At 56.3% G+C, this 15,446-nt stretch carries 14 protein-coding genes and 1 tRNA gene; 11 read left to right on the top strand and 4 right to left on the bottom strand.

Features of this window, described 5'->3' with window-relative positions:
• The first annotated feature begins 40 nt into the window (after positions 1-40).
• Both O2597_RS07410 and O2597_RS07405 read left to right on the top strand, forming a co-directional pair.
• On the top strand, positions 41-826 hold the full coding sequence (locus tag O2597_RS07410) for a helix-turn-helix domain-containing protein (protein WP_269523681.1): 786 nt from the start codon (positions 41-43) through the stop codon (positions 824-826).
• Positions 827-938: 112 nt separating this feature from the next.
• A complete protein-coding gene (locus O2597_RS07405) occupies positions 939-1,796 on the top strand; it encodes an FkbM family methyltransferase (RefSeq protein ID WP_269523680.1) in 858 nt (285 codons plus the stop codon).
• A 50-nt stretch (positions 1,797-1,846) separates the two neighbouring features.
• Here O2597_RS07405 and O2597_RS07400 read toward each other — a convergent pair whose 3' ends face one another.
• The gene (locus O2597_RS07400) at positions 1,847-2,116 is read right to left on the bottom strand and encodes a GIY-YIG nuclease family protein (RefSeq protein WP_269523679.1); all 270 of its coding nucleotides are present in this window, start codon (positions 2,114-2,116) and stop codon (positions 1,847-1,849) included.
• Between the two features lie 75 nt (positions 2,117-2,191).
• A tRNA-Asn gene (locus O2597_RS07395) sits at positions 2,192-2,266 on the bottom strand.
• A gap of 223 nt (positions 2,267-2,489) precedes the next feature.
• On the opposite strand from O2597_RS07395, the gene O2597_RS07390 reads away from it, so the two are divergent.
• The 7 genes from O2597_RS07390 to O2597_RS07360 all read left to right on the top strand — a co-directional run bounded on the left by O2597_RS07390 (position 2,490) and on the right by O2597_RS07360 (position 11,206).
• Complete coding sequence (locus O2597_RS07390) at positions 2,490-3,206, top strand: ZIP family metal transporter (protein ID WP_345783006.1); 717 nt, start codon at positions 2,490-2,492, stop codon at positions 3,204-3,206.
• A gap of 58 nt (positions 3,207-3,264) precedes the next feature.
• Positions 3,265-5,067, top strand: coding sequence for an aspartate--tRNA ligase (gene aspS, locus O2597_RS07385; protein WP_269523676.1), 1,803 nt, complete (start codon positions 3,265-3,267; stop codon positions 5,065-5,067).
• 42 nt (positions 5,068-5,109) lie between these two features.
• Positions 5,110-6,990, top strand: a complete 1,881-nt coding sequence (locus O2597_RS07380; RefSeq protein ID WP_269523674.1) for an LptA/OstA family protein — start codon at positions 5,110-5,112, stop codon at positions 6,988-6,990.
• Between the two features lie 49 nt (positions 6,991-7,039).
• Positions 7,040-7,780 (top strand): LPS export ABC transporter ATP-binding protein, encoded by a 741-nt coding sequence (lptB, locus tag O2597_RS07375; protein WP_269523673.1) that lies wholly within the window; start codon positions 7,040-7,042, stop codon positions 7,778-7,780.
• Positions 7,781-7,792: 12 nt separating this feature from the next.
• Positions 7,793-8,767 carry an HPr(Ser) kinase/phosphatase gene (gene hprK / locus O2597_RS07370; RefSeq protein WP_269523671.1) on the top strand — a complete coding sequence of 325 codons (975 nt, stop codon included), beginning with the start codon at positions 7,793-7,795 and terminating at the stop codon, positions 8,765-8,767.
• A 478-nt stretch (positions 8,768-9,245) separates the two neighbouring features.
• Positions 9,246-10,664, top strand: a complete 1,419-nt coding sequence (gene dnaA, locus O2597_RS07365) for a chromosomal replication initiator protein DnaA (RefSeq protein WP_269523669.1) — start codon at positions 9,246-9,248, stop codon at positions 10,662-10,664.
• A 68-nt stretch (positions 10,665-10,732) separates the two neighbouring features.
• Entirely contained in the window at positions 10,733-11,206 is a 474-nt protein-coding gene (locus O2597_RS07360; protein ID WP_269523668.1) for a hypothetical protein, read from the top strand.
• 45 nt (positions 11,207-11,251) lie between these two features.
• Here the strand turns inward: O2597_RS07360 and ubiE are convergent, their stop codons facing one another.
• Both ubiE and O2597_RS07350 read right to left on the bottom strand, forming a co-directional pair.
• On the bottom strand, positions 11,252-11,953 hold the full coding sequence (ubiE, locus tag O2597_RS07355; RefSeq protein WP_269523667.1) for a bifunctional demethylmenaquinone methyltransferase/2-methoxy-6-polyprenyl-1,4-benzoquinol methylase UbiE: 702 nt from the start codon (positions 11,951-11,953) through the stop codon (positions 11,252-11,254).
• A gap of 47 nt (positions 11,954-12,000) precedes the next feature.
• On the bottom strand, positions 12,001-13,602 hold the full coding sequence (locus O2597_RS07350; RefSeq protein ID WP_269523666.1) for an AAA family ATPase: 1,602 nt from the start codon (positions 13,600-13,602) through the stop codon (positions 12,001-12,003).
• Positions 13,603-13,693: 91 nt separating this feature from the next.
• On the opposite strand from O2597_RS07350, the gene O2597_RS07345 reads away from it, so the two are divergent.
• Entirely contained in the window at positions 13,694-14,005 is a 312-nt protein-coding gene (locus O2597_RS07345) for an HU family DNA-binding protein (RefSeq protein ID WP_269523665.1), read from the top strand.
• Between the two features lie 31 nt (positions 14,006-14,036).
• On the top strand, positions 14,037-15,371 hold the full coding sequence (hisS, locus tag O2597_RS07340; RefSeq protein WP_269523664.1) for a histidine--tRNA ligase: 1,335 nt from the start codon (positions 14,037-14,039) through the stop codon (positions 15,369-15,371).
• Positions 15,372-15,446 lie beyond the last annotated feature (75 nt).

Raw genomic sequence — 15,446 nt, 5'->3', positions numbered from 1 at the left:
CTTGTTTTATTTATCAATTTAGTGGTAAATATTCACGTAGATGAGTGAATTGCCATGGACTGAAGTTTTGTCGGAATGCCCCCGTTTGGTGGCATTGGCGCATCCTGTCCACGGGACACGTGTCTCCCGCGAGCGGTTCATGTTGCCGGATTTGTGGTCGCTGCACTTCTACGAGTATCATGGGCAGCTCGAGGTGGAGGGCGTCGGGATCTTTCAACTGCGTCCCGGTGTCGTCAGCTTGGTGCCGCCGGGGCGGGGGACGGTGTTTCATTATCAAGGTGTGTCACAGCACTGGTATTGCCACTTTCGCAGTCGGCAGGATTTGGACCATGTTGTTTTTGAAACCGTCTTTTTCGAGGGGGACCCCCGTCTGTTTATGCTGAGACAGTCGCTCGCAGAGATGGTTGGATTCGGCGTTCAGGAGTCGCTTCGTGCCGATGTGAGATTGTGGGATGTACTGCACGGTCTGGCTGAAGTGCAAAGGAATGAACCGGATGCCGGAGCGACGCACATCATCAATGAAGCCACGCATCTGCTACAACAGGAGATGTCTAAGGGGCATAGCGTCGCTGCGATCGCCGGGCTTTGTGGCGTTTCCCATAACAAGTTCATCCAGCTTGTCCGCGAACAGACGGGTTTGACCCCCAGTGCATGGATGAGCCAGTTGCGCACGGACCGCGCCTACGAGCTACTCAAGTATTCGGACATGCCGGTGAAGGCCATTGCCTATGAGGTCGGCATTCCGGACCTGCACTATTTTAACAAAGTGATTCGTAAGCGCTTTGGCTGCGCGCCCCGGCAGTTGCGACGCGGGACCTCGGCATAGTCATATTCCGGCTAGCGCATGGCTCTATCTTTGAACGACATCTCTCGGTCTGGGCTGAATTAAAGCTGTTCACTGCCAGTTCTGTATATAGAATGACTCGTGAAGTTGCCGTATGAGCTCCCAGACTAATCCGCTGCACGCCGTATTGCGCTCCATAAGCAGGATTCTGCCCTTGGGGTTGGGGGCGGGATTCGCGCCGAGGCTGCGTGCCTGTTGCATCCGGCTGTTGTATCCACGGAACCGGGTGCGGGTCGACGACATGACCATCGTCTTCCACTCGCCCAATGAATACATCGCTCAACAGTGCATTCATCACGGCGGCTACGAGAAGGAGCTGATTGGGTTTCTCTGTTCGCAGATCAAGCCCGGAGATACCGTGTTGGATGTGGGGGCGAACATCGGCTTGCACACCTTGAAACTGAGCCGGGCTGTTGGAGAGGAGGGCAGGGTGCTCGCCTTCGAACCGGACCCTGCGAATGTCAGGCTGCTCCGTAAAAACCTGGAATTGAATCGGTGTACCAATGTCGAGGTCTTTCCTTTCGCTCTCGGGGCGACTGCAGGACTGGCAAAGCTCTACCTGTGTCGTGAAAATAAAGGCTGGCAGAGCTTTGCCAACCTGAGTGACTCGACCCAGTCCATTGAGGTCGAGGTGAAACGCATCGACGAGGTGCTTCCGAAGGGCCTGAAACCTGCGTTCATGAAAATGGATGTAGAGGGGGCGGAGCCCTTGGTGCTTGAAGGAATGCACCCATGGCCCGATCAGTTTGTCTTCGAATTCGTCCACCGTCAGGTCTGTGCCTTGGGCCACAATCCGCTGGCCTTCCTGCAGTCCTTCAATTCACGTGGCTACGAGCTTTTCCGGGTCGATACCGGGGTGCCTGAGGCGGCGACTCCTGAAGACATTGCGCGGACCGCCGAGCAAACGGGCAGTGACTACAATCTGCTGGCCCGCAAGGCGGGATTCGCCTGATCCGCAGCTAACCGCCGCAACCAAATACTTCATCCCGCTGTGGCGGGACTCTACCGCTGGTTATCAGTAGCAAGAAGTTCGCGCCCGATTCGAGCGGAGGATTTCCAGAGCTTAATTTGCTTTTCGCGTTGCATCGCAGCGGATCGAGTAGGGTGCGGTTCGGTCCAGACTAATTTCCATGGGCCATGTTTATGGGTGTACTTGCCCAAGTGGGACTTGCCGTCGTGATCGTTGTGTTCCCGAAGTCGTCGCTGTGGATCGTCGGTATGTCCGATGTAAAAGCGTCCCTTGGCATTTTCGAGGATATAGACGTAATACATGGGTTGGTGTTAATATGTTCACTTTGTGTGGTCGGACAACAAAAAAGCCCTCCGGCGAACCGAAGGGCTTTTAAGTGGCTGCTCAGGCTGGGATCGAACCAGCGACCAAGTGATTAACAGTCACCTGCTCTACCGCTGAGCTACTGAGCATTGAAATGGTAGAGTAATTGTCAGTTTCCCAAGTGATTAATCCCGCCGAGGCGGGACTCTACCGCTGAGCTACTGAGCAATAAAATTGAAAAGAGCGTCTCGACTGCAGCGCAGCGAGGAAGCGCGTATAAAGGTAATCGAGCGGGTGCTTGTCAATAGTTTGTCTGAAAAAAAACGGGTGAAGATTTTTGCAATTTTCGGGGATGGGAGAGAGCATGTGTGCATGCATCCATTGTTCGCTGTTATCGGGCTTTCTTTACTGGCTGGAGCAGCGATTCCATTGGGGGGGTGTTTTGCCCGGATGGAGAAAATCCAGCCGCAATGGCTGGAGACGGAGTTCCGGCATTTCGTCATCGCTTTCGGCGGCGGCGCCTTGGTTTCGGCGGTCGCTTTGGTACTGGTCCCTGAAGGCGCGGTTTATCTCCCTGTTGGCTGGGTGGTGGTTTGGTTTGCCTTGGGTGGACTGGCGATGATGGGGCTGGACATCTGGCTAGCGAAGTCGCGCATGGCGGCCTCGAACCTGGTGGCCACCTTGTCGGATTTTCTGCCCGAGGCGGTTGCCCTTGGCGCGGCGCTGGGGAGTGGGGGGCAGGGTGGGGCCTTGCTCGCCCTCCTGATTGCACTGCAAAACCTGCCGGAAGGCTTCAATAGCTACCGGGAGATGATGGATGCGGGCACGTTGTCCTCAGGGGCCATTCTGGCAAGCTTCGCAGGTTTGGCCTTCCTGGGGCCGGTCTGCGCGCTGCTGGGCTATCTGCTCCTAAGTGATGCGCAGGGCGTGGTGGGCGGCCTCTCCTTGTTTGCCGCCGGCGGAATCCTGTACATTGTTTTTGGGGACGTGGCGCCGCAGGCAAAACTGGAAAAGGCCTGGCTTCCGCCCTTGGGAGCGGTGCTCGGATTCCTGTTGGGTCTCGTGGGGCAGATGCTGACCGGCGGCTGAAAATCCCCCTTTTCAGCTTGTTTCAGAGGGGGAAGCTGTTTTCATCGCCCGTTTTCCTATGAAACGAACACACAACTGCTCCCAACTCCGCAAGGCCGATGCCGGCTCCACTGTCACATTAAGTGGCTGGGTGGATTCTGTGCGCGACCACGGCGGGATTCTCTTTGTCGACCTTCGTGACCGCGAGGGCCTGACCCAAATCGTGTTCGACCCGGCCAATAAGGAATTGGAATCACAATTCGGCTCGATCAAGCCGGAGTCGGTGATCTCCGTATCCGGCAAGGTGGAAGAGCGCATTGGCGCGACGGTCAACCCGAACCTGGCCACCGGCGAGATCGAGGTGCATGCCGGCGCCCTGAAGATCCTCAATGTATCGAAGACCCCGCCGTTCCCGATGGATGACTCCGCGGACAAGGTGGGCGAGGACCTTCGCATGACCTACCGCTACCTCGACCTGCGCCGCAGTTCGAACCTGAAGCTGTTGAAGCTGCGTCATGAGACCAGTCGTTCGATCCGCAACTATATGGACGAGCAGAGCTTCCTCGAAGTGGAGACGCCGATGCTCTTCAAGAGCACGCCCGAAGGTGCCCGCGAGTTCCTGGTGCCCAGCCGCATGAACCCCGGCTCGTTCTATGCGCTGCCGCAGTCGCCCCAGCAGTACAAGCAAATGCTGATGGTGGCCGGGGTGGAGCGCTACTATCAACTGGCCCGTTGCTTCCGCGACGAGGACCTGCGTGCCGACCGCCAGCCTGAATTTACCCAGCTCGATATTGAACTGTCCTTCATCGACCGCGAAGACATGTATGCCCTGATCGAAGGGCTGATGAAGCGTGTCTGGAAGGACGTGCTGGATGTGGATCTGGAAACTCCCTTCCTGCGCATGAGCTACTTCGACGCGATGAACCGCTTCGGGGTGGACAAGCCCGACATGCGCTTCGGAATGGAGCTGCTGGACTGTGCCGAAATCTTCAAGAACTCCGGTTTCAAGGTCTTCAAGAGCGTAATCGAATCCGGTGGTGCCGTGAAGGCGATCAATGCCAAGGGCCTGGCCGACCTGACTCAGGGCGAGCTGCGCAATCTGGAAGATGCGGCCAAGTCGCTGGGCGCCAAGGGCCTCGCATTCATCAAGAGCGAAGGCGGCGAGTGGAAGTCTCCGATCCTGAAGTTCTTCTCCGACGAGGAGAAGGCCGCGCTCAAGGAACAACTGCAGATCGAGGATGGCGACATCGTCTTCTTTGCCGCCTCCGAGTGGGAGCAGGCCTGCACCATCCTCGGGCGTGTACGTCTCGATGCGGCCCAGTTGCTGGTCAAGCGCGAGAAGCTGGTGATCGACCCCGCCGACTGGAAGTTCCTCTGGGTGATCGAATTCCCGCTGATGGCCTACGACGAAGAGTCCGGCCGCTATGTGGCCTCGCACCACCCCTTCACCGCACCGGTCGAAGAGGATCTGCCCTTGCTGGATTCCGACCCGAAGGCGGTTCGCGGTCAGCACTACGACCTCGTTCTGAACGGCGTCGAGCTGGGCGGCGGTTCGATTCGTATTCACCAGCCGGATGTGCAGAAGAAGGTCTTCGAAGAGGTGCTGAAGATCGAGCCGGACGTGGTGGAAAGCCGTTTCGGTTACATGTTGAAGGCGTTTGAGTACGGTGCGCCCCCGCATGGCGGTATCGCATTCGGGCTCGACCGTATCGTGACGATCCTGGCCAAGCGCCACAGTATTCGCGATGTAATCGCCTTCCCGAAGAACCAGAAAGGGCAGGAAATGATGACCGCGAGCCCCGGTGTGGCGACCGAGAAACAGCTGCGTGACCTCCACATCAAGCTGTCCTTGCCGAAAAAGGAAGCACCGAAGAGTGAATAATTTGACTGGAACCCGGAGCTTGCTCCGGGTTTCTTGTAGTTAATGTCTTTTCGCCGAATCTTTAGCCTCGCTCTCTCGCTGTGTCTTGCGGGCGGCTTGGTTGCGCAAATGACGCCGAATGCACCGGTGAAGAACTTTCGCGTGCCCCGGTTTGCCGAGAATGGCTATACCGAGTGGGTCTTGCGCGGGGGGCAGGGCATCTACGACAGCGCGGAGCAGGTCCGGATCGAGGACATGGCATTGCGGGTCTATTCGGGGGACGAGCGCATGGTCCTGGAAATGACGATGGACAGTCCGGCCGCGACTTTGCGCCTACAGGAGAATCGCGGTTTTTCGGAGGCGCCGATCGAGATCACGGGGACGAATTTCAAAATTTCCGGCAAGGGCTGGGATTGGGACGGCACGACGAAGGTCATCCGGATCATGGACGAGGCCAAGGTCGAGTTCACCCAAGACCTGGCCGGCTCGCTCGCCCAGGGGGCGCGCTTGGCGGAGGGACAGAAAATGACCCGGATCGAGAGCAAGCGCTTGCGCCTGACGACGACCGATGAGGCCTATCGCTTCGAGTTTTTCGAAAATGTGAGCGTGGACTCGGAAACCATGCAGATGTCCTGTGAAAAGCTACTGGCGGTGGCGGATGCGCCCGAAGGCCGCAAGGTACCCGAGTCCGAGGCTTCCGAAAGCAAGCTGGATTCGCTCCGTTCGGTGCACGCCTTGGAAAAAGTGCAGATCTTCCAGGACGATCGCCAGATCTATGCCGACGAGGCTGATTTCTATCCACGTACGGAGCGGGCTGTCTTGATCGGGAATGCGCGGATCGAGGCACCCGGAACCTACTTGTCCGGAGCGCGCATGACCAGTGATCACGGTAAGATCGAGATTGCCGGTGACGAGGCGGCCGGACGCTCCCAAATGATCCTGAGCCGTTCGGGAGGCCTGGGGCTGACCGGCGAGGCGCAACTAAGCAATGAAACCATTATTTTGGCCGATACGATCACGATGGAGCCCGGTGAAGCCGAGAATATCTTTATCTTCCAGCAGGCGGTGGAGGTGATGTCCGGGGCGCTGCAAGTGAAAGCGGACCGCATGACGATCTATTCGACCCAGTCGCCTGATAGCGAACCGGCGGAAGCGGAGGAGATGAAGGTCGGCGCGGTCCGGGAGATTGTGACCGAGGGCTCGGTGCGGATCGAGCAGTCCGGCCAATTGGCTTTGGCTGACAAGGGTGTCTTTTATCCGGCCGAAGAACGGGCCGTGCTGTCAGGTTCGCCCCGTGTGACGAACGGTGAGGCGGTCTTGACCGGTGACAAAGTCGAATTACAGCCGGGATCGGCTCTTGTGACCGGAACCGAGGCAGATCCTGTGGTGGTTACGCTGCCGGAAATGCCGGATCTGGGCTATGACACTTCGATTCCGGAAGACAAGGAGACGGAGACCACTGCAGTCAGCGGGAGTGTCGAGTCCAAGCCGACGGTCGTGACGAGCCGACAGCTGCGCATGATTGAAGAGGCGGAGCAGACCGTTTTCCGCTTTACCGATTCCGTGACGGTTGCCGCGACGAATCTGGACGCGAGTTGTCAGGAATTGGATGTGATTTCGAAGAAGAAGGCGCAGACAGAGGCCACTGAGCCGGAATCATCGTCATCGGTGGAGGCGCTTTCGGTCGAGCGGATCATTGGGACGAAGGATGTCGTCATTACCCAGGAAGGACGTGTGGCGACTGCCGACTCGGTGCTGATCCTCCCGAATGAGGGCCGTTTGACTCTGGAGGGCAATGCCAAGGTGACGGATACCCGGGGCATTGTTTCGGGGCACCGCTTGACCCTGCTACAGGGGCAGCGCCGCGCGATCGTCGAAGGCGGTGGGCCGGACGGCTCCCGAGCGACCATCACGCTGCCCCAGATGCCCGGAGGCAAACTTTGATACAGGATAGAGTTGCGGTCTGAGTAGGGAGAACTTTTGTTACTTCCATATGTCAGGTCCCTTAACTCCTCCCTGTATCCGAACCCAAGGTCTGGTGCGCGATTTCGGTAAGCGCCGCGTGGTCAAAGGAGTCGACATTAACGTCAGTGCCGGCGAGGTCGTCGGCCTGCTGGGGCCCAACGGCGCGGGGAAGACGACGACCTTCTACATGGTGGTTGGCTTGATTCCGGCGACAGAGGGCAAGGTCTTTCTGGACGAGCACGATTTGACTTCGCTGCCCATGTACCGGCGGGCCCGCTGCGGGATCGGTTACCTGCCGCAGGAAGCCTCCGTCTTCCGGAAGATGACCGTGGAGCAAAATATCCGTTCGGTGGCCGAGACCCTGCCATTGAGCAAGTCGGAGCGGAATGCATGCGTACAGCAGCACCTCGATGAATTGGGCTTGGCGCACCTAGCCAAGCAAAAGGCCTACACCCTGAGCGGCGGTGAGCGTCGACGTCTGGAGATTTCCCGTGCCTTGGTCACGAATCCGAAATTCCTGCTGATGGACGAGCCCTTCAGCGGCGTCGATCCGATCAGTGTCAGCGAAGTGCAGAAGATTATCATCGGCCTCAAGGAAAAGGGGATCGGGGTACTGATTACGGACCACAACGTCCGCGAAACCCTCCGCATTGTGGATCGTGCCTATCTCCTGCATGACGGGCAGGTCCTGTCCGAGGGGACCAGCGACTATTTGATTAACGATCCCAAGAGCCGGGAGTTCTATCTCGGGGAAGATTTCAACCTCTAGTACCTGCGCTGTATGAACCGTATCGTCCGAGCCAAGAATGAGAAATTGATCGAGTCCGTCTCGGTCCGTGAATTCTTTGAATCCTTTAAAGAGCCATTGAAGCTGGAGCTCGTGGCCGGCGACACCGGTCTGGACAAAACCATCCGGGAGCGCAGCCTCAACCGGCCGGCCTTGGCCATGACCGGCTTCTTCAAGTTTTTTGCCGCCAAGCGTATCCAGCTGCTTGGCGCCGGCGAAATGGCTTATCTGCGCGAGTTAACTGCGGAGGATGAAGTCCGTGTCATGACCGAAATCCTGCAGCGGAATGTTCCTTGCCTCATCGTTTCCCGCAATCTGGCTCCGTCGAAAGACCTTAAGGCCCTTGCCGATAAGTACAATACGCCCCTGATCCGCTCCCCGCTGAAGTCGAAGACCTTCACGACCGAGGCGACCATTCTGCTCGAAGAGAAATTTGCCGCGCGCACGCATATTCATGGCACCTTGCTGGATATCAAGGGGATCGGTACGCTGATCTGTGGCGAGAGCGGGGTGGGGAAGAGTGAGTGTGCCCTGGCTCTGATCGAGCGTGGGCACAGCCTTGTTGCCGACGATCTGACTTACGTGAAGCGATTGAGTGACCGTGAGTTGATGGGCTCTTCTTCGGAGTTGAGCCGTGGCTATATGGAATGCCGGGGGCTCGGTATCATCAATATCGCTGAATTGTTTGGCGTCCGTTCCGTACGTATCCAAAAACGCATCGATTTGGTCATCAACTTCATGAACTGGTCCGCCGGGATGCATGAGGAGCGGACCGGCTTGGAAGTGAATCACATCGAAATCCTCGGCATGCAGGTCCCCTTGATGGAGATTCCCGTGCGTCCTGGCCGGGATATGGCGCGTCTGGTCGAGGTGGCTGCCATGGTTCAGGCCCTCAAGCAAATGGGGCATGATTCGGCGGCCGAATTCAATGAGCGACTCATTGCCCACATGTCCGGGCAAATGAAATAATTTTTTTAGCGTGCCAAAAATATTTCCGGAGGTACATAACGTATTTAAGATTAGCTTAAACAGTCGTTTGATCTTTTTCGGAAATCACCCTTTTTCAGCGGCTTATGTCGGAGTCACGGGAACGTGACTTTTGTCCGCAGAAAGTCATAAAAATTTCTTCATAATGGAATGTGAATAACTTGTGGAGAAGTTCGCCTTGCAAAGCCCAATCAAGACCCGCTTTTTAGATCACGTCGTTCTGTTATTCCCTTCGTATCATTTACGTTTCTCTCTTAATTTCTACTAATCATGTTCATTCTTGATTCTACAAGTCCTTGATTTACAAGGTTTACCTTGTTCAAGGTACACTCGCTCCCTGCGTTTGGCTACAGGCCGGGATATGGGGGCGCAGTTCCTTTTTCGATTTCTTTCTTACTGGCGCCATTTAGTCACATTTGTGTGTCGCGCCCTGTGAATAAAACCACTTTTCTTTACGATAATGCCCGAACTTTCTGCCGCTCAATCTCTTTGGGATAGCGTTAACCAAGAACTGAAAAACCTTTTTCCTGCCGATATCTATTCGATGTGGTTTGAAGAGCTCGCTTGTGTCGAGGAGAGTGATTCCAAAATCACGCTGATGGCACCGAGTGAATTCAATGCCATCTGGATCGAGAACAACTATCTGGATGTCATCTCGCAGCAGGCCCGGGCTTTTTCAGGCATGCCTGTGACGGTTCAGGTGCAGGTAAAGGAACGTGCCGAAGAGAAAGTGGAGGAAACCACGAGCAGCGCCAAGTCTGGTGAGAGCTCCTCGAACCGCTTGTCCGGGCATGGGACCGCTTCCTCTCGTAGCAGCCGCAGCTTCCAGGCGGAAGCGCCTTCACGGCGGACACTGCTCAATCCCCGCAATACCTTCGAAAACTTTGTCGTCGGATCCGGCAATCAATTGGCACATGCGGCCTCGATCGCTGTGGCGAATGCGCCGGGCCGTGCCTATAATCCCTTGTTTGTCTTCGGGGATACCGGTTTGGGCAAGACGCACCTGATGCATGCGGTCGCGCACCAAATGCTGGCGACCAATCCGAATGCCCGGATCGCCTATGTTTCGACGGAGAAATTCACCAATGAGTTCATTCACGCGATCCGCGAGAATAAGTTGGCGAAGTTCCGCAAGTACTACCGCACAGTCGATGCGCTCTTGGTGGATGATATCCACTTCCTCTCCGGCAAGGAGAGCACGCAGGAGGAATTTTTCCATACTTTCAACGACCTCTTTGAATCGGGGCGCCAGATCTTCCTCGCCAGCGACCGTCCGGCCAATGAGATCGAACGACTGGAAAACCGTCTGATTTCCCGCTTTCAGTGGGGCTTGGTGACTGACATCCAAGCGCCTGATTTCGAGACCCGGGTGGCGATCTTGCGCAAGAAGGCCGAAGCCATGCGCCTTGAACTGGACGAGTCGGTCATGAACTTCCTGGCGGAGCGGGTATCCCGCAATGTGCGTCGGATGGAAGGCGCGTTGACCCGTATCGCGAGCTATGACGCCCTGATCGACCAGAAGTTGGACTTGTCTGCGGTGGAGCGTCTGCTCAGCGACCTTCTGCAGGAGGAAACCGCCAGTAAGGTGACGGTGGACCAGATCCAGAAGAAGGTTTCGGACTATTACCAGATTCGTTTCAGCGAGTTGGTGGGCCGCCGTCGCACCAGTGCCATCGTGTTTCCCCGCCAAGTTGCCATGTACATTTGCCGGACACTGACAAGTGAGCCCCTGAAGTCCATCGGGGACGCCTTTGGTGGCCGTGACCATGGTACGGTGATCCATGCCTGCAAGCAGGTGGAGAACATGATGGAGCAGGACGGTACGGTGAAGCGTTCCGTGGATTACCTGATCAAGCAGATCTCTCACAACCGGGCCTAATACCGCTTCTGTACGCTCCCTTGCGCTTGGGAGTTGACTGTTTTGCATCCATCAACTGCGTATAAGGTATGGATTTAACAGATACCCAGAAAGCTGCCGTTAAGACTTGGATCAACGAGGGCAAATCGATCGCGGATGTCCAGCGCCTGCTCCGCGAGGATTTCTCCATTTCCATGACCTACATGGATGTACGTTTCCTAGTGGACGATCTGGATATTTCTTTTGCCGAAGTCGAAGCACAAGCTGATGCCGTGAAGGAAGCCGATGAGTCCGAGAAGGACGCGGAAACGGTGGAACCCGAGTTGGTGGATGCCGGCGGCAACGGCACGGTTTCCGTTGAGGTCGATCAAGTCATGCGGCCGGGCGCTCTGGTCAGCGGGACGGTAATCTTCTCGGATGGCGTCAAACTGGGCTGGCAATTGAACAGTGGCGGCCAACTTGGCCTGATTCCAGGTGATGATCCCGAGTACCGCCCGAGCCCGGAAGATGTACAGGAATTCCAGGTACAGCTTCAGTCGGCACTCCAGCAGCAGGGTTTCTAGTCCCTTGCTGATTTCCTTCCTTCCAGGATAGGCTTTGCCGACTTGCTAGCCCTGTTTTGTGGCCATGTGGATGGCTACGATCGAGAAGGTCAGGCCGATCGCGTCGACGCGGTCAAAGCCCGCGGTTCGCAGCTCAGCGGCCAAGGCTTCCTTGGTGGGGAAATTCTCGATGGTTCCGGCCAGGTAATCATAGGCGCTTTTATCGCCTGTGGCGATGCCGGCGACGAGTGGGAGGATGTATTTCAGATAGAAATAGTAGAAGGGGCGGAACCAGGGATCGGGCTGGGAAAATTCCAGCACAAAGAGGCAACCGCCGGGCCGGAGCACCCGTAGGATCTCGCGCAGGCCCTTCTGCCGATCTTCGAAATTGCGGACCCCGAATGAGATGGTGACCGCGTCCGCCGAGTTGTCCTCCAGCGGAAGTTGCATGCAATCCCCGAAGCGGAATTCGATATCCGCATAATCCGCGTTTTCCTCTTTCTTACGCCGGGCTTCATCCAGCATGGGCTCACAGAAGTCCAAACCGGTGACCGGGGTGTCCTTACCGATCGTATCCCTCAGTTTGAAAGCCACATCGCCGCTCCCCGTGGCCAGATCGACTATCTCGCCGGGAGCGAATTCGCGGACCTTCCGGGCCAGAATACGTCGCCAATAGAAGTCGATGCCTCCGCTGAGCAAGTGGTTGGCGATATCGTAGCGGCCGGCGATGCCGGCAAACATTTGGCTGACTGCTTGTCCTTCTGGCACAGTGGGAAAATTTGAAAGATGAAAGGTGTCGGGTGAAACGCGGGGGACTATTTGCCCTTGATGCTTTCAATACTGCGAACTACCCATTGGGAAAGCTCTTTATCAGGATTTTCCACTGCAAGTTTGCCGATTTTGAACACGGTCTGGCCGGTATTGCGGTTGATGATGCTCAGTCCGTGCTCGAAATCCTTGAACTTTTCCTCGCACAGAGACTGGATCGTGCGGTCCTTGTCGACGCTCTCCTGGATCAGTGACTCGATCGCCAGGGGTTTGAATTCGAGGGTGTAGCCGTGTTGCTTCTCGAATTTGGCGACATAGCGTTTAATGTCTTCCAACCAGACGTCATGCTGCAAATGGGCGTTCTTTTCCTTCAAGGACTGCAGGCAAGTTTCAGGTTGATCGATGGTGTCCGTCGTGACTTCGAACTGTTTGATCGCAGTGGAAGGCAGTTCGAATTTATAGTCACGGAAAATGCCTTCCAGCACCGTCATCAGGCCGCGTGCTCCGGTGCCTTCTTCGCCGGCTTTGCGGGCGATTGACTGGATGGCTTCGGGAGTGATTTCGAAATCGATGCCGTAGCCGCGGAAATCTTCCCGGTATTGGTGCAGGATGCTGCCTTCGGAACTGGTCAGAATGCGGGCGAGATCTTCGGGGGAGAGCGCCTCGCAGGCGACACGGACCGGGACCCGGCCGATAAATTCGGGTTCGAAGCCGTATTTCATGAAATCGCGCGTCTCTGCATATTTCAGATAGCGGGAGGCATCCTCATCCTTGTCCTGAACGCTGGCCCCGAAGCCCATTTCATTTTGGCTCATACGTTTGCGGATCGATTCGGCCAGTTTGTCGAAGGCTCCACTCACGATGAAAAGGATATTACGGGTGCTGATCGACTTGGGGCGAGGCTTGCCACCGCGCTGCATTTCCATCACCGCCTGCATCTGGGACATCATGTCCGTGGGGCTGAACAGGTTGACCTCGGTTTCCTCCATCAACTTAAGCAGATTGATCTGTACGCCCCGTCCGGAGACATCGCGACCGGCCATGCCGGCTTCATTCGCGATCTTGTCGATCTCGTCCACGAATATAATGCCATATTCGGCCAGTTCGACCTCCCCGTCGGCGGCTTTCACCAAGTCCCGGACCAAATCGTCGACATCCGCGCCCACATAGCCGGTTTCCGAAAACTTGGTGGCATCGGCCTTGACGAAGGGAACGCCGATAAGCTTCGCGATGTTCTTCATCAAGTAGGTTTTCCCCACGCCGGTAGGGCCGAGCAAGAGGATGTTCTGCTTGCTGTATTCGCCCTGCAGGCTGGATTTTCCGCTCAGGGATTGCCGCACATGGTTGTAGTGATCGCAGATGGCGACGGAGAGTACTTTCTTCGCTTCATTCTGCCGGATGACGAAGCGATCGAGGTAATCCCGTATCTCTTTGGGCTTCAAATGGAAGTCCCTGACGCGTGCCAGAGGATCGGATTTTTCGTCCATCTTTTTGTTTGAGGATGCAGATATGCCGCTATCAGCTTGATTGTTAAATGTTTCTGAATCGTCGAAGGTCTGCGCCGACACCTTGACATTTGAATCCTTAAATAATTCTTTAAGCTGACGTTGAATTTCCTCGAAGGGATTGGGTGGTTCTTTATCACTCATCGTTTCTAGTTTGACAGTATATCCGTTATCCGAAGTATCGCACAAACAATAACTTTCGATTTTTAATTGCAAGCAGCTGGAGCAATCTACCATGTCCAATAACTTGACGAAACGCGACATCGTTCTCGATATCTATGAGAAAACCGACTTTCCCCAAAAGGAAGTTCGTGAGACAGTCCAACTGACGCTTGACGCTATCGCCAAGGCTCTCAGTGAGGGCCGGAATGTGGAATTGCGTAATTTCGGTGTGTTTGAGGTGCAGATTCGCAAGTCGCGTATCGGCCGCAATCCGAACAAGCCGGAAACGGATGTGGTCATTCCCAAGCGTGCTGTCATCAAGTTTAAAGCAGGCAAGGAACTGAAGGCTGAACTCAAGAAGCTGGACGTGGATACGGCTGAATAGGCTGCCTTGCCCCTGATTCGGATCATACCATATGGAGTTTGAGACCCTTCCCGGTTTCCGGGAGTTTTATCCTGAAGCCTGTTCGCGCCGGAATCACATATTCAATCTTTGGCGCAAAACGGCCCGCGCGTTCAATTTCCTCGAGTACGATGCACCGGTGCTCGAACCACTGGAGCTCTATATCGAGAAGTCCGGGGAGGAAATTGTCGGGCAGCTATTCAATTTTGAAGACCGCGGTGGTCGGGCCGTTGCCCTGCGACCGGAGATGACGCCCTCGCTGGCCCGTTTAATCGGGGCCAAGGCCAACAGCTTGAAGCGACCGGTCAAATGGTTCAATATCGGGGAGCATTATCGCTACGAGCGTCCCCAGAAGGGGCGCTTGCGCGCGTTCTACCAGTTCAACGTCGATATCTTCGGCGAGTCCGGAGTCGGTGCGGATGCGGAGCTCGTGGCCTTGCTGGTGCAGGCTTTGCAGTCCTTCGGGTTGAATGAGGCGGATTTCAAGGTACGTCTGAGCGATCGCGACCTCTGGTGGCTGATGTTGGCGGCCGAAGGGCTGGACGAAGCAGGCAGCGCTGCGGTACTTGCCGTGATCGACAAGCTGGAACGCATGGAGCGTGAGAAGGCGGTCGAGAAACTGGCGGAGAATCTGGGCGACGATGCGGAGGCATTCCTTCAGCGAATTGAAACGGTGACCCAGATCCGGGATTTCGAAGGTTTGAAGCAGTTCATTCTCGATCTGCCCCTGGAGGGAGACCTTCTGGACCGTGCGCAGGCACGCTTGTCCGACTGGAGCGAGCTGCTCGCGCTGCTCGAGTCGGCCGGGGCGGGGGCCTACGTCCAGATCGACCTCGGGATTGTTCGGGGCTTGGCATACTACACCGGTTTTGTCTTCGAGGCCTTTGAGGCGACCGGAGAAGGGCGTGCGCTGGCCGGCGGAGGACGCTATGACGCGTTGGTCAAGAAACTGGGCGGTCCGGAGATGCCTGCTGTGGGCTTCGCCATGGGGGATGTTACCCTGGCAGACCTGCTCGATAGCAAGGGCTTGACCGCAGGTTATGCCCAGCGCCCGGATTTCATTGCGATCATTGGTGGCCCGGAAGAGCGCCGTGCTGCCATGGCGGATGCTTCTGTCCTCCGGTCGATGGGGTATCAAGTGGAGTATCCGCTGAAGAACCAGGGGTTCGGCAAACAGTTCAAAGAGGCGAACCAGAAAGGTGCGCGCTTTGCCCTCGTGTACGGCGAGGCGGAACTCGCTTCCGGCCAGGTGAAGGTTCGCGACATGGCGAGCGGTGAAGAACGGGATCTCCCTCGAGAACATATTGCGTCGATGGCTGCGGATATTTTAGCATCAGGGCTTTCCTGACTCTTGGGCGAGGAATAGACCTTAGATTGCAGCTGCGCGCAGAACGTAGCATCGGGAGGATTTGAAAATTACTCG

Source organism: Coraliomargarita parva (genome assembly GCF_027257905.1).
In the GTDB taxonomy this organism is placed as follows: Bacteria; Verrucomicrobiota; Verrucomicrobiia; order Opitutales; family Coraliomargaritaceae; genus Coraliomargarita_A; species Coraliomargarita_A parva.
This window is presented reverse-complemented; position numbering and strand designations above follow the sequence as displayed.